Source organism: Micromonospora humi (assembly GCF_900090105.1).
GTDB lineage: Bacteria > Actinomycetota > Actinomycetes > Mycobacteriales > Micromonosporaceae > Micromonospora > Micromonospora humi.
This window is the reverse complement of record NZ_FMDM01000005.1, coordinates 455,797-471,695: the sequence shown is the minus strand read 5'-3', so window position 1 is coordinate 471,695 and position 15,899 is coordinate 455,797. Positions and strand designations below refer to the sequence as shown.

Genomic DNA, 15,899 nt, shown 5'->3' with positions numbered 1-15,899 from the left:
GTTACGGCGGCTGCCGTCCTCGTTGAACGCCTCGTTGACCACGTCCCACGCGGCGAGCTTGCCCTTGTAGTGGGCCATCACCCCGTTGATGTGGTTGATCATCGCGTTGCGCAGCGTGCTGCCCTGCATGTTCTGCATCCAGCCGGGCTGCTGGGCGTGCCAGGCCAGGGTGTGTCCCCGGACCTTCAGGCCGCGCTGGGTGGCCCAGTTGTAGATCTGGTCGCCGGAGGAGAAGTTGAACTGGTTCTGGTTCGGCTCCGTCGCGTCCGGCTTCATCTCGTTCTCGGCCGTGATCATGTTGAACTCACGCGCCGCGATCGTGCTGTAGGTGGAGTCGTTCAGCCGGCTCGCCGCGATGGCGGTGCCGAAGTAGCGGCCGGACTGCGCCGCCGCGGCGCCCAGGGTGGTGGCCGCATGGGCCGAGCCGGGCACCAGCAGCGCGGTGGCGGCCAGCGCCAGCGATCCGGCGGCGGCGGCCGCCAGCATGCGGTAGCGGTGCCGCCTCAGTGGACGTTCCATGACACTCCTCTGCATATCGGACGGGTGATGCGCAGGGTTGTCGACACGGTGCGCGTACCTGGCGCGGAGGCGCCACCGGGCGGTACACGTTCCGGTCACCGGCCCTGAAACTTTCGGAAACGTACCGGTAACTCCAGGGCAAGATACTTCGATGAACCGTCATTGGTCAATGTCGATGACCTCGCCGGGCACGGCGAATGCGGGCGCGATCAGGCCCGAGGCGTTTCCGATAGTGCGTCGGAACTTTCAGTGGGCGTCGTACCGCTCGCGGTTCGCGTACACCTCGTCCATGTGCGCCTCGGCCCAGTCCTTGATGCCACGAGTCAGGGTGTGCAGCGACAGCCCGAGGTCGGTCAGCTCGTACGTCACGGTCACCGGCACGGTCGGCGTCACGGTGCGAACCACCAGGCCGTCGCGTTCCAGGGCACGCAGCGTCTGGGTGAGCATCTTCTGACTGACGCCGGCGAGCCGCCGGGACAGCTCCGAGTAGCGCATCACCTGCGGGCCGGCGTCGCCGTCCGGGCCGTCGCGCCCCAGGGCGGCCAGGACCAGCGCCACCCACTTGTCGGAGATCCGGTCCAGCAGTTGCCGGCTCGGGCAGGCGGCCAGGAACGCGCCGTACTCCGCCCGCGCCCGGGCCCGCTTCTCGATCGCCGTCCGGGTGGCCATCGGCCCACTCCTTCGGTACCGCGGGGTGCCCTACGCACTCCGAAGTGCGTCCTTCCCGCTGGAGAGCTACCACTCCATCGTGGAGCGAGAGACCGGTCGAGACAAGGAGAACCACCAATGGGTACGCGCACCTTCCGGGCCGCCGTCGTCCGAGCCGCCGGCGGCCCCGGCACCATCGAGATCATCGACGTCCCGCTGCGTGAGCCCGGACCGGGCGAGGTCCGGGTGCGGGTCGCCGGCGCGGCGGTCAACCCCGTCGACCTTGCCGTCGCCGACGGCTTCTTCCACCGCCTGGGGCTGATCCACCAGCCCCGTCACACCGGCCTGGGCTGGGACTTCGCCGGCACCGTCGAGGCCGCCGGTCCCGGCGTCGACCTGACCGCCGGCACCCGGGTCGCCGGTGTGGTGGTCGGGTTCGACCGCGACTTCGGCACCTGGGCCGAGCAGCTCGTCGTGCCGGCGGACGGCCTCGCCGTCGTACCCGACGGGTCGGACCTGGTCGCGGCGGCCACCGTGCCGCTCAACGGGCTGGCCGCCGCGCAGGTCGTCGACCTGCTCGGTGACGCGCCGGCCGGCGCCGACCGGCTGCTGGTGACCGGCGCGGCCGGCGCGGTCGGGGCGTACCTCCTCGCGCTGGCGCCCGACCGGGGCTGGCGGGTGACCGGCCTGGCCCGCCCGGCGGACGCGGAGTTCGTGCGGAGTCTCGGGGCGGACTTCACCACGGCGGCCGAGCCGGGCTGGGACGCGGTGGCCGACGCCGCCAACCTCCAGGATCAGGCGTTCGCGCTGGTCCGCGCCGGCGGGACGTACGTCGGGGTCCGGCCGAACGCCCGGCCGGCCCCGGACCGCGGCGTCACCGTCGCGGCCGTGGACACGCACCCCGACGGCCCCCGACTGGCCGACCTGCTCGCCCGCGCCGCATCCGACGAGCTGCCGATCCGGGTACGCGCCGTGCTGCCGCTGGACCGCGCGGCGGACGCCCACCGGGCGATGGCAGCGGGCGGGGTGCGCGGTCGCTACGTGCTGCGCCCCTGACCGTTGGCCCGGTGCCGCACCTGCTCGACGCCGAGTCGGCGTTCGGCGAGAGCGAGCCAGGCCGCACCGACGAGACCGAGCATCGAGACGACGGTCAGCCAGGCGAACGTGGTCCGGAACGCCGCGTCCGCTCCGCGCGGCAGCGCATGGGCGAGCATGACGGTGAACACGGCTCCGCCGAGCGCCCCGCCCACCCGTTGCAGGATGTTGACCTGCGTGGTGGCGTCCGGAAGTTGCTCCGGGTCGACCGCTTTGTAGGCGGAGATTCCGGCCGGCACGACGGCGACCGCGAGGGCCATGCCGCGCAGGAGCAGCAGGACGAGCACCAGCGTCTCCGCCAGGTCGGTGCCGGCCAGCGCGAATGGCACGGTGGTGGCGACGGCGGCGAGAATGCCGTAGCAGCTCACCACCCCGCCGCCGTAGCGGTCCACGAGCCGGCCACTCACCGGCAGCAGCAGCGCAGTGCCGAGCCCGAGCGGGATCAGCGCGAGGCCGGTTTCGAGCACGCCGGTGCCGTGGCCGAGCTGGAAGTAGAGCGGGAACAGTAGCGTCGCGGAGTACATGACGGCGCCGGCGAAGGCGGCGGTCACGGTGGCCGCCGCGTACGCCGGCCGGGCGAACAGCCGCAGGTCAAGAATCGGGTGGGCCGCACGCCGGGCGTGCCAGACGAAGCCGGCGATCGACAGAAGCCCCGCAAGCGCGGGCAGGAGCACGCCGGGCGCGGTGACGCCGCCCGCCTCGCCCGATCTGGTGAGTCCGTAGATCAGCAGTGGGACGCCGGCGCCGACCAGCAGCAGGCCCGGCCAGTCCAGCCGACCGGGGCGGTCGACGGGGCGATCGTGCGGCACGTACCGCCGGGCGAGCCAGATTCCGAGCCCACCGAGCGGCACGTTCACCAGGAACAGCCACGGCCAGGAGCCGGCGTGCACGATCAGACCGCCGAGCGCCGGACCGAGCGCGGGACCGAGGGTGACGGCGATGCCGAGTGTGGCCATGACCCGGCCGAGGCGTTGCGGGCCGACCGCCTGGCCGAGCACCGTCTGCCCGGCGGGGACCAGGACGCCGGCACTGAGTCCCTGGAGCACCCGCGCCGCCACCAGCCACCAGATGCCGACGGCGAACGCACACAGCGCGGACGCCACGGTGAACCCGCCGAGCGCGACCATCCACATCCGGCCGACGCCGAAGCGGCGTCCGAGCCATCCGCTGGCCGGAAGCGACACGCCGAGCGCGATCAGATAGGCGTTGGCGACCCACTGGGCGTCGCCGAGGCCGGCGTCAAGGTCGCCGGCGATGGTGTCGAGCCCGACGCTGACGATCGACGTGTCGAGCTGGCTGATGAACGCGCCGAATGCGATCACCAGGGCGAGTCGCCATACCCGCCACGGGATCGCCTCGGTTGCGGAGGCGGCATGAAGGCGGGTGGTCATCGGACCTCCCGCCCGCGGCGGACGGTTCGCAGCGCTCCGCTCCAGGCGATGAGCTGATCCAGCAGGACGTCCAGTTCGTCGTCGCGGCGTGGTGCGGGTGTGAAGGTCTCGCCGTCGAAGTCGGTGGCCAGGGACATGGCCACCTGCGCCCGTACGTCGGCGACCCGGAGTTCGCCCATCACCACCCGCAGGTGTTCGACCGCCCGGGTGCCGGCGGCGTCGATTCCGTAGCTGACGAAGCCGGCCGCCTTGTCGTGCCACTCCTGGTAGAGGTAGTCGATCGCGTTCTTCAGCGGGCCCGGGATGGAGCGGTTGTATTCCGGCGTCACCACGATGTAGCCGTCGTAGGACGCGATGGTCTCCGACCAGGCCATGGTGTGCGGTCGTTCGTAGCGGCCGTAGGCGGCGGGCAGTGGTTCGTCGAGCACTGGCAGCCGGTGCTCGACGAGGTCGACGAGTTCCACCGTGATGCCCTCCCGCCGGCTGGCGTGCCGGTGGACCCACCGCCCGACAGCCTCGGCCTTGCGGCCCGGTCGCACGCTGCCGAGGATGACGGCGAGTCGGAGTGTCTGGTGCATCGGATTTCCTCCTCGTAATGTAAAGTAAAACGTATACAGCAGAATTTGGCCGAGCGCAGCCCCAGAGGGAGACCCATGTCGGAGACCTCACACCCGAACCCCGGTCGCGGCCGGCCCGCCAAGCGCGACGCCGTCGTAAGCGCCGCCCGCGTGGTCTTCGGCCGTGACGGCTACGCCCGCACGACGATGGACACGATCGCGCGAGAGGCGGAGGTGTCCACCCGCACCCTCTACAAGCACTTCGGCAGCAAGGAGGAGTTGTTCTCGTTCGTCCTGGAGCAGAGCGCCACCCGGGTCGCCGACGCCTTCTGTGAGTACGTGACGGAGGGGTGGGCCCGGGCCGACGGGGTGACGGAGCAGTTGAGCGTCATCGGCCGCGCGCTGGTGGCTCACCGACTCGACTTCCCGGAGCACTTCACGCTCGTCCGACAGATCGACGCCGAGGGGCGCCACTTCCCGCGCGCCCTGCTCGACGCCTGGCAGCAGGCCGGACCGATGCGCGTTCAGGCCGAGGTCGTTCGGCGTCTCCAGGCGCTCGTCGACCGGGGCGACCTACGCGCCGCCGACCCGGACCGCACGGCGTTGCACTTCACCGCCCTGACCACGTTCGAGAGCACGAACGCGTCGACCGAGCGCACCCTGACCGCCGACGAGATCGCCGCGATGGTGGACGACGCGGTGCACACCTTCCGGTACGGCTACCAGCCCGCGACGTGATGCTCGTCGACCGTCAGCCCGCCGGCCGAAGCACCTGGATGTGCTCCGCGCCCCGCTCCGCGAACCACGCCTCCAGGTCGGCGCCGAACAGGTAGGCGCCGGTCAGGTAGGCGCCGGTCAGGTCGGCGCGGCGGGACATCCGGTCAGGCGGACCAGACCGGCTGCGCCGCGGCCAGCGCGGCGGCCTGGTAGGGCGCCGGTGTGCTGCCTTCGGCAACCACCTCCACCGGCCACTTCTCCCGCAGCGTGGTCCACAGCCGGGCGGTCAGGCCCGAGCGCGCCTTCAACTCGTCCGCGCCCTCGACCACCCGCAGCACGTACACCCAGGTCGGGCCGTCGGGCGCGGAGCCGAGCGGGCTCCGCCACGCCCGGTGCAGGCGGCGGCCGCCGTGCCGGGGGGCCTCGCCGGCCAGCAGCCGGTCCGCCGCGGACGGGTCGGCGGCGCCCGCCGGACCGGCCGACGTGAAGCGGTACGCCGGTGCCGGCACCTCGTCGACGACCGGCACGTCGAGCAGATCGGGATTGTCCGGGTCGCTGAGGAAGGAGCGGATCAGTGCCTGCTCCTCGGCGGTGATGCCGACGTGTTGGAAGGCCAGGCTCAGCAGGAGCGTGTCGTCGCCGATGGCCCACTCACCGGCGGCGTACTGGTCGCGGAGGGCGCCGAGGGCGTCGTCGGGAAGTCGACCGGCGAGCCGGGCGCACATCTCGGTGATCGCCGCGTAGATCGTCGCGTCCATGGCGCTCACTTCTTGTAGTCACCGATCTCTGTCGTTGTCACATTGCCCTGGGCGTCCTCGACCACCCGTACGATCTTATTGCCCTTCGGGCCCTCCCACGTCCAGCTGCCGTCGCCGCCGACGTCCGGGTGCGCGTAGTGCGGCGCGACGCCGACGGGCGTGCCCCTGGGCGCCGGGTTCGGCGCCGCCGGGTTGGTGATGACGCCCGCGTCGGCCGGGTTGTTCGGGAAGGCGGTACGGATCTCGCCGTTGGCCAGCACGATCGTCTTGACCTCGACGCCGTCGACCCGGCCGGTGTAGTCGTACGCCCAGGTCGGGTTCCCGTCGGCGTCCTTGGCCGGGTACGGCCCGTTCGCCGGCGGCCCCTGCTGGGTCACCTGGTGGGCGGCGTCGAGAACCTTCGCGTCGTCCCAGTCCTTCGGGAACTCGGTCTTCTTGGACAGACCGGTGCCCGCGCGGTGACCGCCCTGTTTGCCGCCGTCGCCGTCGAGGATGTGCTGCCGCGACGCGTCGGTGTGGCGGATGTCGCCCGCGCCGGGCGGCGTGTTCGGCGCGGTGGACCGGTCGGGCCGGTTGGGCCGCCTGGGTGCGCCGGGGGCGGGGCCACCGCCGGGGCGGCCCTGCTGCGCCTGGGACGCGACGGCGTTCTGCTCGGCGCTGGCGTTCCTCGGCACGTTCGCGCCGTGCGGCCGCCCGGACGGGCCGTGGCCGCCGTCGCCGTCGCCGTGCGGGTGGGACGGGCTCCCGCCGCCGGGAGTGTGAGGTCTGGCCATGGTGGGGCTAGCCGTCCAGGAGTGCGGAGAGGTTGGTCAGGCTGCTGATCAGTGCCATGACGTAGGTCAGGATGCGGCCGGCCCACTTGACGACCGCGGCGGCGATCTGCGACGCGATCACCGGGATGGTGACCACGAAGATGGCCTCGACGGCCCACACGATCACGCGCGCCACCAGGTCGGCGATGAGGTCCCGGACGATGTCGCGGGTGAACATCACCAGGTTGCCGGCGGCCTGGGTGGCGGCGGCCATCGCGGCGGACACCCCGCCGAGCCCGTTGATCGCCTCGACGTTGTGTTCCATCAGGTTGTGGTAGGCGTCGGCGGCACGCCCCTGCCAGTGTGGGGTGTCGCCGTCCACGAAGGACTTCAGGTCGGTGGCCATGCTCTGCAGGGCAGCGGCCATGTTGTCCCAGGTGGCGGCGTGCGAGGCGACCACGTCCGGCATGCCGGTGAGCTCGTCGAGCACCTGGCGCAGCGGCTCGAAGTATTCCATCGCCCAGCCCAACCCGTTGGCCAGCAAGGCGCTGAGCGGGTCCATCACGGTCGCGGCGACCTCGACGCCGAACGCCGCACCGGCGATCAGGTCGTCGACCCAGCCCTGGCTGTGGATGGCGTCGACCAGCCCCTGGCAGCTGTCGGCCAGGGCCGCGCCGGTCCACGGCTTGCGGGTCGACACGACGCCGGCGACCAGCGAGGTGTCGGTCACGGCGTCGCCCCGGTCAGCCCGCCACCCGCCTTGCGGACCACGGCGTCCGCGTCCGCGTCGGCGCCGTCGTAGTTGTCGGCGGTGGTCCGCAGCCCGGCGGCGACCAACGACAGGTTCTCCTCGACGTACGCGATCAACTCGTCCTGCCGCGTGTGCCGGCCCTCCAGGATCGCGGGCAGCCAACTGCACAGCAGCCCGTACGCGGAGTCGTCCCGGGCGATGTGCGCGCTGGCGGTCTTCACCGCGTCGAAGCGGGCCCGCACCGCGTCCACGTTGCGGGCGTGCGCGCGGATCTGGTCCGCGTCGACCGCGAAGCCGTCGGCCATCCCGCTCACCACCGCCGGGGCTGGTCGTCGCCGCCCTCGGTGGCGTCCGGGTCGCGCAGCCGCTGCCCGACCCGCTCGGCGATCGCCCGGCCGGCGGCCGAGTCGGTGCCCACCGTGTCAGCGATGATCTCCTGTGACCGGTCGGCGAGCTGTCGCTTCGCCTCGCGGATCGTGTCCATGACGGTCCGGGCCACCACGTCGGGCGCGACCCGCTGGCTACGAGGGCCCAACCGCAGGTCGCACAACGCCCCGGTGGAGTCGACCGTCACCTCGCAGAGGCCGTTGCCGTCGGTGGCGGTGACCCGCAGCTCCTGGAGCCGGTCGCTCATCGCCCTGGTGTCGGCGGCGAGCTGGTCGATCCGGCCCTTCCAGGCCGCCAACCGCTCGACGGCGCCGTCCGGATCCAGCAGGCCACCCGAGGTCGCGAAGCCGGCCCCCATGTCTCCCCCGATACCGTCCCCATGATCACGCCTGGCGGGAGGAGGCTAACACCGTATCCACGCGGGTGACCACGGTCCGTACGGTGTCCGACAGTCAGCCGGACCGTCGGGTGTGGTGGGTGAGCACCCGGGCCAGCAGGCCGGTGAGCTGGTCCCGTTCCGCCGGCGACAGCGGCGCGAGCAGCTCGTCCTGCACGGCGGCGAGTTGCTTCTCCAGCCGTCGGAGTTGTCGGCGCCCGGCCGGCGTGACGGTGACGACGTTGCGCCGCCGGTCGGCCGGGTCCGGGGCGCGCTCGACGAGGTCCCGCTCGGCGAGTTCGTTGAGCGCCGCGACCACGTCGCTGACGTGGATGCCGCTGCGCCGGCCGAGCGTCGCCTGACTGGCGGGTCCGAACTCGTCGAGCGTGGCCAGCAGCCGGAAGTGGTAGCCGCGGGCGTCGACCGCGGCGAGGCCGTCGCTCACCAGCCGGCCGGCGCGCAGGGCGGTCTGGGTGATCAGCCAGCTCGGTAGGGCCGCCAGGCGGGCCGGCACGGCGTCCGGGTCCGGAGTGTCCACGTGGCAAGCCTAACAAATTTATTGGTACGACCAACGAACAGGCGTTACGTTGGTGCGGCGAACGTTAGGGGAACCAACGAAAGGCGCGCACCATGATCAAGCCGTTCCGGGTGGCGGTCCCCCAGGCCGACCTCGACGACCTCACCGACCGCCTGGCCCGCACCCGCTGGCCCGACGAACTGCCCGACGTCGGGTGGGACCACGGCATCCCCCTGGACCGGGTACGCGAGCTGGCCGAACACTGGCGCACCGGGTACGACTGGCGCGCGCACGAGGCGGAACTCAACACCTACCCGCAGTTCACCACCGAGATCGACGGGCAGAACGTCCACTTCCTGCACGTCCGCTCCGCCGACCCGGACGCGCTGCCGCTGATCCTCACCCACGGCTGGCCCGGCTCGGTCGTCGAGTTCCTCGACGTGCTCGAACCGCTGTCCGAGCGGTTCCACCTGGTCGTCCCGTCGATACCGGGATTCGGCTTCTCCGGCCCGACCCGGGAACGCGGCTGGAACGTCGACCGGGTGGCCCGAGCCTGGGCCGAGCTGATGCGCCGGCTCGGCTACCGGCGCTACGGCGCCCAGGGCGGCGACTGGGGCTCGGTGATCTCCACCCGGCTGGGCGGGATCGACAGCGAGCACGTCGTCGGCGTGCACCTCAACTACCTGCCCACCCCACCGCCGCCCGGCTGGACCGGCGAGGCCGACCTGTCCGCGCCCGACCGGGCCCGGCTGGCGCGGATCAAGCAGCTCATGGCGCAGCGGCACCCGCACCAGATCCTCTACGCCGCCCGTCCGCAGACCGTCTCCTACGCGCTGAACGACTCGCCCGCCGGCCAACTCGCCTGGATCGCCGAGAAATTCACCGAATGGGCCGACCCGGCGTCCACCATCGCCGTCGACCGGATCCTCACCGACGTCTCGGTCTACTGGCTCACCCGCACCGCCGCGTCCTCGGCGCGGCTCGTCAAGGAGAGCGCGACCGGCGGACCGCCGCCGCCCTGCCGGCCGCCGGTCGGCGTCGCCGTCTTCGCCCACGACATCACCCGGCCGATCCGTGCGTTCGCCGAGCGCACGTACCGGATCCGGCACTGGAGCGAGTTCGACCGAGGCGGCCACTTCGCCGCCCTGGAGGCACCCGACCTGTTCGCCGCCGACGTACGGGCGTTCTTCGAGGCCCTGCGGTGACCGGCGACCGGTGACGGCCCGGCCCGCTCTCCCGGACCGGGCCACTCCCCGTCGGATCAGCCCAGAGCGGCGGCGAACATCCCCGCCTCGTACGAGCCGCCCTGCTGGTGCACGATCACCGCGACCCGGTTCGCCGCGTTGATCAGCCCGACCAGGCAGACCAGCGCGGCGAGCTGGTCGTCGTCGTAGTGCTTGCGCACCTGCGCCCACGTCTCGTCGGACACCCCCTGGTGGGCGTCGGCCAGCCGGGTGCCCTCCTCGGCGAACGCCAGCGCGGCGCGCTCCGCCTCGGTGAAGACGCTCGCCTCCCGCCAGGCGGCGACCAGGTGCAGCCGGACCGCGGTCTCCCCGGCCGCCGTCGCCTCCTTGGTGTGCATGTCGATGCACCAGCCGCAGCCGTTGATCTGGCTGGCCCGCAACGACACCAGCTCCTGGGTGGAGTGCGGCAGCGACGACTGCTGGATCACCAGACCCGCGTTCGCGAACCGCTTGAAGAACTTCGCCGAGATCTCGTTCTCGAACAGGTTGAGTCGGGTCTCCATGATTCCGCCCTCTCCGGTGGCGTGGCGTTCGGACGAACACGAGATGCCGGCGGCCCGGCCGGCGTGACACCGTGACCTGGTGACGACCGCCACAGCGGCGAGGTGTCACACCGCGCCGGCCGCCGGCGTCTGGTGGGGAACGCAGCCGAGCGGACAGGGAGCACGTCATGGCGGACCGGGCCACCGAGGAGTACGTCGCCCACCGGAACCTGCTCTTCACGGTCGCGTACGAGCTGCTCGGCTCGGCCGCCGACGCCGAGGACGTGCTCCAGGAGACCTGGCTGCGATGGTCCGGCGTCGACCTGGACGAGGTCCGGGACCGGCGTGCCTACCTGGTGCGGATCACCACCCGCCAGGCGCTGTCCCGGCTGCGCACCCTCGGCCGGCGCAAGGAGTCGTACGTCGGGTCGTGGCTGCCCGAGCCGCTGCTCACCGCACCCGACGTGGCCGACGACGTGGCGCTGGCCGACAGCGTCTCGATGGCGATGATGCTGGTGCTGGAGACGCTCACGCCGACCGAACGGGCCGTGTTCGTGCTGCGCGAGGTGTTCGACGTCGACTACGACGAGATCGCCGAGACGGTCGACAGGAGCCCGACCACGGTACGCCAGATCGCGCACCGGGCCCGGGCCCACGTGGCGGCGCGCCGGCCCCGCCGTACCGTCTCGCCGGCCGAGACCCGCGACGCGCTGGACGCGTTCCGGCGGGCCGTGGAGACGGGCGACCTCCGGTCGCTGCTCGCCGTGCTCGCCGCGGACGTCGTGCTGGTCGGCGACGGCGGCGGGATCAAGCAGGCCGTCCCGCACCCGATCGCCGGCGCCGACAAGGTCGCCCGGCTGCTGGCCGGCGGGTGGGGACGCGTCGCCGGGCTGGCGTCGATGGAACCGGCGCAGGTCAACGGCTACCCGGCACTTGTCGTGCGGCTCGACGGCGAGTTGGACACGGTCGTGGCGGTACGCGTCGACGACGGCCGGATCAGCGGGCTCTACGCGGTGCGCAACCCGGAGAAGCTGTCCCGGATGAGTCGGCAGACGACGCTGAGCCGACATGCGACGATGCCGGGATGAGCAGCGACGCCTCGCCCGACGTCACCGCCCTCGCCGTCAACGTGACCGTGCCGGAGGCGTTGCGCTGGACCGACACCCGGCGCGGCGAGGAGTTCACGCTGACCACACTCAACGTCCGGCTGCTGCCGGACGGGTCGCTCGCCGCCAAGGCGTACGGCCGGCCCACGGCGGGTGGCCGCGGTGCGTACGTGTCGTTCCGGGTGCCCGACCGGCCGAAGCTGGCCGCGCTGGTGGCGGCGGCGGCCGACCGGGCCGGCGCGCTCTGGGCCGCCCACCGCGGCCTGGGCTGACCGGCGCACCTCAGCGGCGCACGCCCACCCCGCCGTAGCCGTGCGACACGGCCGCCCGCGGCTCGCCGTCGGGTCGCCAGTCGGCCAGCCGCACCAGGCCGGGCTCGACCAGGTCGTAGCCGTCGAGGAAGCGGGCCACGTCGGCGTGGGTGCGGGGCACCAGCGGTGCGCTGCTGCGCCGGTAGACCTCGGTGCCCGCCCGGGCCGGCAGCGGCGGCGCGCCGTCCAGGGTCAGGTGGGAGAGCGCGAGCAGGCTGCCCGGAGCGGTGGCGTCGCGCAACCGGGCCACCGCCGCCCACGGGTCGTCCCCGTCGGGCACGAAGTGCAGCACCGCGACCAGCAGCAGCGCCACCGGCTCGGCCAGGTCGATCGTGGCCCGCAGCGTCGGGTCGGCCAGCCACTCGTCGGGCCGCCGCAGGTCGCCCCGGAGGACCACGGTGCGGCCGTCGGTGGGCAGCAACCGCCGGGCGTACGCGACGGCCACCTCGTCGTGGTCGACGTAGACCACCCGGGCGTCGGGGTCGACCGCGCGGACCACCTCGTGCACGTTGCCCTGGGTGGGCAGCCCGGCGCCGACGTCGAGGAACTGGCGTACGCCCCGCTCGGCGGCCCAGCGCACGGCGCGGCGCAGGAAGGCGCGGTTGGTCTGGGCGGCCACCGACGTGTCCGGGAAGATCTTCAGGATCTCCTCGGCGGCGGCCCGGTCGGCGGCGAAGTTGTGGCAGCCGCCCAGGTAGTAGTCGTACATCCGGGCGACGTTGGGTCGCGTCTCAGCGTCCGTCACGCCCTGATGTCTAGCACCCTGGGCGACCCTTCGCTGACCCGCCGTGGCGGGTGGTCGGCGGGTGCCGCGGGTGCGCGCGTGCGGGGCGGGGGTTAAGAAGGGGCCCCGCCTATACCGCAGGCGTTAAGAGGGGGCCCCGCCTTACCTCCGGGCGGGGCGGCGGCCCCGCGGGGAGGTGGGTTCGGGGCCCACGGTGGGCACCGGCGGCATCGGCCGGCTCACCGGCGTGGTGCCGGTGAGGTGGAGCTGCTCGCCGTGGTGCCACAGCTCGACCGTGTCGCCGGGGCCCGCGTCGGGCAGCTCGTAGCGGGCCGTCTCCGGGGTGAGCGTCACCCGCAGCCGCTGCCCCCGCCAGCGCAGGTGGAACGCGATCCGGGTGAGCCGGCGCGGCAGTCGCGGCTCGAACGAGAGCACGCCGCGGTCGTCGCGCAGCCCGCCGAAGCCCTGCGCCACCACCAGCCACGCGCCGGCCAGGGACGCCAGGTGCAGCCCGTCGGCCGTCTTGTCGCCCAGGTCGGCGAGGTCCTGCAACGCCGTCTCGGCGAACAGGTCGTACGCCAGGTCGAGGTGGCCGACCTCGGCGGCGAGGATCGCCTGCGCGGACGCCGACAGCGACGAGTCCCGGACGGTACGGGCCTCGTAGTAGGCGACGTTGCGTGCCTTCTCGTCGGCGGTGAAGTCACCTGGGCAGCGCAGCATGGCCAGCACCAGGTCGGCCTGCTTGACCACCTGCTTGCGGTACAGCTCCTGGTAGGGGAAGTGCAGCAGCAGCGGGTAGTCGTCCTCGCCGGTGGCGGCGAAGTCCCACTCCGGCTGCTCGGTGAAGCCGGCCGACTGCTCGTGCACCCCGCGCTTGTGGTCGTACGGGATGTGGACCGCGTCGGCGGCGGCGCGCCAACCGGCCACCTCGGACGGCTCGACGCCGAGCCGGTCGGCGACCTCCGGGCAGGACTCCGCCGCGTCGGCCGCGCCGCGCAGGTTGCGCCGGGCCATCAGGTTGGTGAACACGTTGTCGTCGACGAGCGCGGAGTACTCGTCCGGCCCGGTGACGCCGGTCAGGTGGAACGCGGCGCGGTCGTCCCAGTGGCCGTGGCCGTGCCACAGCCGGGCGGTCTCGATCAGCAGCTCCGCGCCGCACTCGGCGCGGAACCCGGTGTCCCCGGTGGCCGCCACGTACCGCAGCACCGCGTCCGCGATGTCCGCGTTGACGTGCAGGCCGGCGCTGCCGGCCGGCCAGTAGCCGGAGCACTCCCGGCCGCCGAGCGTCCGCCAGGGGAACGTCGCGCCGGTCAGCCGCAACTCGGTCGCGCGTTCGCGGGCCTCGGGCAGGTGGGCGTGCCGCCAGCGCAGCGCGGACCGGGCCAGGTCCGGCGCCAGGTAGGTGAGCACCGGCAGCACGTAGCCCTCGGTGTCCCAGAGCACGTGCCCGTCGTAGCCGTTGCCGGTCAACCCCTTCGCCGGGATGGTGTGGTCGGCGTCCCCGCGCCCGGCCTGGAGCAGGTGGAACACCCCGAACCGCACGGCCTGTTCGAGTTCCGGGTCGCCGTCCAGCTCGACGTCGGCGGTGGCCCAGGCCGCGTCCAGGGCGGCGCGCTGCGCGTCGAGCAGGGCGTCGAACCCGTCCGCGCGGGCCGCCTCCGCCTCCGCGACGACCACGTCGGCCAGTTCCCCGGCCGGGGTGCCGTCGACGGGCGCGCACTCGTACGCGGCGAACGTGGTGACCCGGATCCGCTCGCCGGGGCGCAGCGCCCCGGTGAGCGCCAGCCGGAACCGGTCGTCGGTCAGTTCGGTGTCGGTGACCGCCTCGTCGGGCGCCTCGGTCCGGTGCGCCACCGCGACGGCGACCCGCTGGCCGCTGCGCTCGGTCCGGTGCACCAGCACGCCGTCGACGCCGTCCTGCCGCCCGGTCTCGGCGGTGAGCGGGTCGTGGATGATCGAGGCGGCCCGGGGGTCGTCGGCGCGTTCCGGCACCCGCTCGTTGGCGAGCAGGTCGGCGCAGATCCGTACCCGCACCGGCCCGTCCAGCGGCTCGACCTCCCAGTCGACGGCGGCGACCGGCCGGCGGGGCAGCGAGACCAGCCGGGTGCTGCGGATCCGGACGCCCCGGCCGGCCGGCGACACCCACTCGGTCTCCCGGCGGACCACCCCGGCGCGCAGGTCGAGTTCCCGGTGGTGGTGGCGGGTGGTGCCGGTACGCAGGTCCAGCGGCTCGCCGTCGACCCAGAGCCGGACCAGCGCCGCGTTCGGAGCGCTGATCACGGTGTCGCTGCGCTCCGGGAAGGCGTACCCGCCCTCGGGGTAGGTCAGCTCGTGCTGCTCGTGGAACCCGTTGAGGTAGCTGCCCGGCATGCCGCACGGCGCGCCCTCGTCGAGGGTGCCGCGCCAGCCGACCCACCCGTTGGACAACGCGAAGATCGATTCGGTCTCGTCGAGCCGGTCCACGTCCGCCGTGGTGCGCCGGATCCGCCAACCGTCGTCGCCGTGCGCCACGCGCCCTCCCGAGTCCCGGTGCCTGGACGGCCACCGAACCAGACCCGGCTGGGAGTTGACTGGGATTCCGCTACCCCGAGCGCGGGGGAGCGGCACCGGGGTGGTCGAGCACACGTTCAGGTGGTGAGCACGAGCGTGGCGGCGGTGCCGAGGATGAGGAAGGGGCCGAAGGGCAGATCGCTGGACCACCGGAGCCGGCGGCCGGCGAGCAACGCGAGGCCGGCCACCCCGGCGAGGGTGAGCGCGAGCACCAGCCCGGCGAGGAGCACCGGCCAGCCGTGCCAGCCGAGCAGCGCGCCCGCGCCCAACGCCAGCTTGGCGTCGCCGAGGCCGAACCCGCGCCGCCCGAACAGCAGCGTGGTGGCCGCGAAGCCGGCGGCGAGGGCCAACCCGGCCGCGACCGCCCGCAGCCAGGGTGCCGGGCCCGCCCCGGCCAGCGCGGCCGCACCGAGCAGCGCCCCGGTGCCGGCCGCCGCCGGCCAGGTCAGCCGGTCGGGCAGCCGGTGCGACGCGGCGTCCACCAGGGCCATCGGCACCGCCCAGGCGAGCCACCAGGCCAGCGCCAGGCGGACGCCGGGCGGCCCGCCAGACAGCACCAGCACGGCCGCGGCGACCAGCAGCGTCACCTCCGCCACCGCGGGCGGCGCGCCGACGCGCGCCCGGCAGCCGGGGCAGCGGGCCGCCGGACCGAGCGCCGGCAGCGGCCGGTCCAGCCCGATCGGGGTGCCGCAGGCGTCGCAGCCGGTCCGGTCCGGCTGGTCCGACGGTACGGCGTAGCGGGCCACCGCCAGTCGGACCGGCGGCACGACCGTGAGGGTGGCCAGCAGCCGGACGAGCGGGCGACGTGTCAGCGCCGGTGGGTGGGGGTGGCGGACCCGTTCGGTGGTCACGCCGGCTCCCCCGTCCGGCCGTCGTGCCCTCCACTTCGGAGCACGCAGAGTGACAGATCTTCGATCGGCGTGTGACGGATGGCGCGGAAAGCGGCGTCCGGCGGGGCGTCGGCGGCGCCGGCTCGGCCGGCGCGGGCGGGCCGCGGTCGGCCGGTGGGACGGA

The 15,899-nt window shown here is 73.5% G+C and carries 20 protein-coding genes; 5 read left to right on the top strand and 15 right to left on the bottom strand.

Annotated elements, in window-relative coordinates; all coding sequences use genetic code 11:
• Together GA0070213_RS13040 and GA0070213_RS13035 are read right to left on the bottom strand one after the other, a co-directional pair.
• Window positions 1-519: endo-1,4-beta-xylanase (locus tag GA0070213_RS13040; RefSeq protein ID WP_175441316.1), on the bottom strand; the 519-nt coding region annotated here is incomplete at its 3' end.
• A gap of 246 nt (window positions 520-765) precedes the next feature.
• Window positions 766-1,188 (bottom strand): winged helix-turn-helix transcriptional regulator, encoded by a 423-nt coding sequence (locus tag GA0070213_RS13035; protein WP_091062340.1) that lies wholly within the window; start codon window positions 1,186-1,188, stop codon window positions 766-768.
• Between the two features lie 117 nt (window positions 1,189-1,305).
• On the opposite strand from GA0070213_RS13035, the gene GA0070213_RS13030 reads away from it, so the two are divergent.
• Window positions 1,306-2,223, top strand: coding sequence for an NADP-dependent oxidoreductase (locus GA0070213_RS13030; RefSeq protein ID WP_091062338.1), 918 nt, complete (start codon window positions 1,306-1,308; stop codon window positions 2,221-2,223).
• On the opposite strand, the gene GA0070213_RS13025 is transcribed toward GA0070213_RS13030, so the two are convergent.
• Both GA0070213_RS13025 and GA0070213_RS13020 read right to left on the bottom strand, forming a co-directional pair.
• Window positions 2,205-3,653, bottom strand: a complete 1,449-nt coding sequence (locus GA0070213_RS13025; protein ID WP_091062336.1) for a DHA2 family efflux MFS transporter permease subunit — start codon at window positions 3,651-3,653, stop codon at window positions 2,205-2,207. The two genes, GA0070213_RS13030 and GA0070213_RS13025, sit on opposite strands and share 19 nt — an antisense overlap.
• Complete coding sequence (locus tag GA0070213_RS13020) at window positions 3,650-4,231, bottom strand: NADPH-dependent FMN reductase (protein ID WP_091062334.1); 582 nt, start codon at window positions 4,229-4,231, stop codon at window positions 3,650-3,652. Before GA0070213_RS13020 ends, GA0070213_RS13025 begins: the two co-directional genes overlap by 4 nt.
• A 75-nt stretch (window positions 4,232-4,306) precedes the next feature.
• Between GA0070213_RS13020 and GA0070213_RS13015 the strand changes: the two genes are divergently transcribed.
• The gene (locus GA0070213_RS13015) at window positions 4,307-4,948 is read left to right on the top strand and encodes a TetR/AcrR family transcriptional regulator (protein ID WP_091062331.1); all 642 of its coding nucleotides are present in this window, start codon (window positions 4,307-4,309) and stop codon (window positions 4,946-4,948) included.
• 13 nt (window positions 4,949-4,961) lie between these two features.
• On the opposite strand, the gene GA0070213_RS31510 is transcribed toward GA0070213_RS13015, so the two are convergent.
• From GA0070213_RS31510 to GA0070213_RS12985, 7 genes are all read right to left on the bottom strand, one after another.
• On the bottom strand, window positions 4,962-5,087 hold the full coding sequence (locus GA0070213_RS31510) for a pentapeptide repeat-containing protein (RefSeq protein ID WP_175441315.1): 126 nt from the start codon (window positions 5,085-5,087) through the stop codon (window positions 4,962-4,964).
• Window positions 5,088-5,091: 4 nt separating this feature from the next.
• Window positions 5,092-5,685, bottom strand: coding sequence for a hypothetical protein (locus GA0070213_RS13010; protein WP_091062329.1), 594 nt, complete (start codon window positions 5,683-5,685; stop codon window positions 5,092-5,094).
• A gap of 5 nt (window positions 5,686-5,690) precedes the next feature.
• Window positions 5,691-6,458: an EndoU domain-containing protein gene (locus GA0070213_RS13005; RefSeq protein ID WP_091062327.1), complete on the bottom strand. Its 768-nt coding sequence runs from the start codon at window positions 6,456-6,458 to the stop codon at window positions 5,691-5,693.
• A 7-nt stretch (window positions 6,459-6,465) separates the two neighbouring features.
• Complete coding sequence (locus GA0070213_RS13000; protein ID WP_091062325.1) at window positions 6,466-7,167, bottom strand: WXG100 family type VII secretion target; 702 nt, start codon at window positions 7,165-7,167, stop codon at window positions 6,466-6,468.
• Window positions 7,164-7,493 carry a type VII secretion target gene (locus GA0070213_RS12995; protein WP_091062450.1) on the bottom strand — a complete coding sequence of 110 codons (330 nt, stop codon included), beginning with the start codon at window positions 7,491-7,493 and terminating at the stop codon, window positions 7,164-7,166. Before GA0070213_RS12995 ends, GA0070213_RS13000 begins: the two co-directional genes overlap by 4 nt.
• Before the next feature lie 5 nt (window positions 7,494-7,498).
• The gene (locus GA0070213_RS12990) at window positions 7,499-7,933 is read right to left on the bottom strand and encodes a YbaB/EbfC family nucleoid-associated protein (RefSeq protein ID WP_091062323.1); all 435 of its coding nucleotides are present in this window, start codon (window positions 7,931-7,933) and stop codon (window positions 7,499-7,501) included.
• A 94-nt stretch (window positions 7,934-8,027) separates the two neighbouring features.
• Window positions 8,028-8,489 carry a MarR family winged helix-turn-helix transcriptional regulator gene (locus tag GA0070213_RS12985; RefSeq protein ID WP_091062322.1) on the bottom strand — a complete coding sequence of 154 codons (462 nt, stop codon included), beginning with the start codon at window positions 8,487-8,489 and terminating at the stop codon, window positions 8,028-8,030.
• A gap of 92 nt (window positions 8,490-8,581) precedes the next feature.
• Between GA0070213_RS12985 and GA0070213_RS12980 the strand changes: the two genes are divergently transcribed.
• Window positions 8,582-9,673 (top strand): epoxide hydrolase family protein, encoded by a 1,092-nt coding sequence (locus GA0070213_RS12980; RefSeq protein WP_091062319.1) that lies wholly within the window; start codon window positions 8,582-8,584, stop codon window positions 9,671-9,673.
• 56 nt (window positions 9,674-9,729) lie between these two features.
• Here GA0070213_RS12980 and GA0070213_RS12975 read toward each other — a convergent pair whose 3' ends face one another.
• The gene (locus tag GA0070213_RS12975; protein ID WP_091062317.1) at window positions 9,730-10,215 is read right to left on the bottom strand and encodes a carboxymuconolactone decarboxylase family protein; all 486 of its coding nucleotides are present in this window, start codon (window positions 10,213-10,215) and stop codon (window positions 9,730-9,732) included.
• 167 nt (window positions 10,216-10,382) lie between these two features.
• Between GA0070213_RS12975 and GA0070213_RS12970 the strand changes: the two genes are divergently transcribed.
• Together GA0070213_RS12970 and GA0070213_RS12965 are read left to right on the top strand one after the other, a co-directional pair.
• Window positions 10,383-11,282, top strand: coding sequence for an RNA polymerase sigma-70 factor (locus GA0070213_RS12970; protein WP_091062315.1), 900 nt, complete (start codon window positions 10,383-10,385; stop codon window positions 11,280-11,282).
• Window positions 11,279-11,572: a hypothetical protein gene (locus GA0070213_RS12965; protein ID WP_091062313.1), complete on the top strand. Its 294-nt coding sequence runs from the start codon at window positions 11,279-11,281 to the stop codon at window positions 11,570-11,572. Before GA0070213_RS12970 ends, GA0070213_RS12965 begins: the two co-directional genes overlap by 4 nt.
• A gap of 10 nt (window positions 11,573-11,582) precedes the next feature.
• Here the strand turns inward: GA0070213_RS12965 and GA0070213_RS12960 are convergent, their stop codons facing one another.
• The 3 genes from GA0070213_RS12960 to GA0070213_RS12950 all read right to left on the bottom strand — a co-directional run bounded on the left by GA0070213_RS12960 (window position 11,583) and on the right by GA0070213_RS12950 (window position 15,697).
• On the bottom strand, window positions 11,583-12,356 hold the full coding sequence (locus GA0070213_RS12960; protein WP_091062311.1) for an SAM-dependent methyltransferase: 774 nt from the start codon (window positions 12,354-12,356) through the stop codon (window positions 11,583-11,585).
• 141 nt (window positions 12,357-12,497) lie between these two features.
• Entirely contained in the window at window positions 12,498-14,846 is a 2,349-nt protein-coding gene (locus GA0070213_RS12955; protein WP_091062308.1) for a glycoside hydrolase family 65 protein, read from the bottom strand.
• Between the two features lie 116 nt (window positions 14,847-14,962).
• Window positions 14,963-15,697 carry a prepilin peptidase gene (locus GA0070213_RS12950; protein WP_425412825.1) on the bottom strand — a complete coding sequence of 245 codons (735 nt, stop codon included), beginning with the start codon at window positions 15,695-15,697 and terminating at the stop codon, window positions 14,963-14,965.
• Window positions 15,698-15,899: the final 202 nt, after the last annotated feature.

What these genes read in the sequence shown, in the direction of transcription:
- GA0070213_RS13035 (WP_091062340.1), bottom strand. Translation starts at nt 1,188, where the DNA reads ATGGCCACCCGGACGGCGATCGAGAAGCGGGCCCGGGCGCGGGCGGAG.
- GA0070213_RS13030 (WP_091062338.1), top strand. Translation starts at nt 1,306, where the DNA reads ATGGGTACGCGCACCTTCCGGGCCGCCGTCGTCCGAGCCGCCGGCGGC.
- GA0070213_RS13025 (WP_091062336.1), bottom strand. Translation starts at nt 3,653, where the DNA reads ATGACCACCCGCCTTCATGCCGCCTCCGCAACCGAGGCGATCCCGTGG.
- GA0070213_RS13020 (WP_091062334.1), bottom strand. Translation starts at nt 4,231, where the DNA reads ATGCACCAGACACTCCGACTCGCCGTCATCCTCGGCAGCGTGCGACCG.
- GA0070213_RS13015 (WP_091062331.1), top strand. Translation starts at nt 4,307, where the DNA reads ATGTCGGAGACCTCACACCCGAACCCCGGTCGCGGCCGGCCCGCCAAG.
- GA0070213_RS31510 (WP_175441315.1), bottom strand. Translation starts at nt 5,087, where the DNA reads ATGTCCCGCCGCGCCGACCTGACCGGCGCCTACCTGACCGGCGCCTAC.
- GA0070213_RS13010 (WP_091062329.1), bottom strand. Translation starts at nt 5,685, where the DNA reads ATGGACGCGACGATCTACGCGGCGATCACCGAGATGTGCGCCCGGCTC.
- GA0070213_RS13005 (WP_091062327.1), bottom strand. Translation starts at nt 6,458, where the DNA reads ATGGCCAGACCTCACACTCCCGGCGGCGGGAGCCCGTCCCACCCGCAC.
- GA0070213_RS12995 (WP_091062450.1), bottom strand. Translation starts at nt 7,493, where the DNA reads ATGGCCGACGGCTTCGCGGTCGACGCGGACCAGATCCGCGCGCACGCC.
- GA0070213_RS12990 (WP_091062323.1), bottom strand. Translation starts at nt 7,933, where the DNA reads ATGGGGGCCGGCTTCGCGACCTCGGGTGGCCTGCTGGATCCGGACGGC.
- GA0070213_RS12980 (WP_091062319.1), top strand. Translation starts at nt 8,582, where the DNA reads ATGATCAAGCCGTTCCGGGTGGCGGTCCCCCAGGCCGACCTCGACGAC.
- GA0070213_RS12975 (WP_091062317.1), bottom strand. Translation starts at nt 10,215, where the DNA reads ATGGAGACCCGACTCAACCTGTTCGAGAACGAGATCTCGGCGAAGTTC.
- GA0070213_RS12970 (WP_091062315.1), top strand. Translation starts at nt 10,383, where the DNA reads ATGGCGGACCGGGCCACCGAGGAGTACGTCGCCCACCGGAACCTGCTC.
- GA0070213_RS12965 (WP_091062313.1), top strand. Translation starts at nt 11,279, where the DNA reads ATGAGCAGCGACGCCTCGCCCGACGTCACCGCCCTCGCCGTCAACGTG.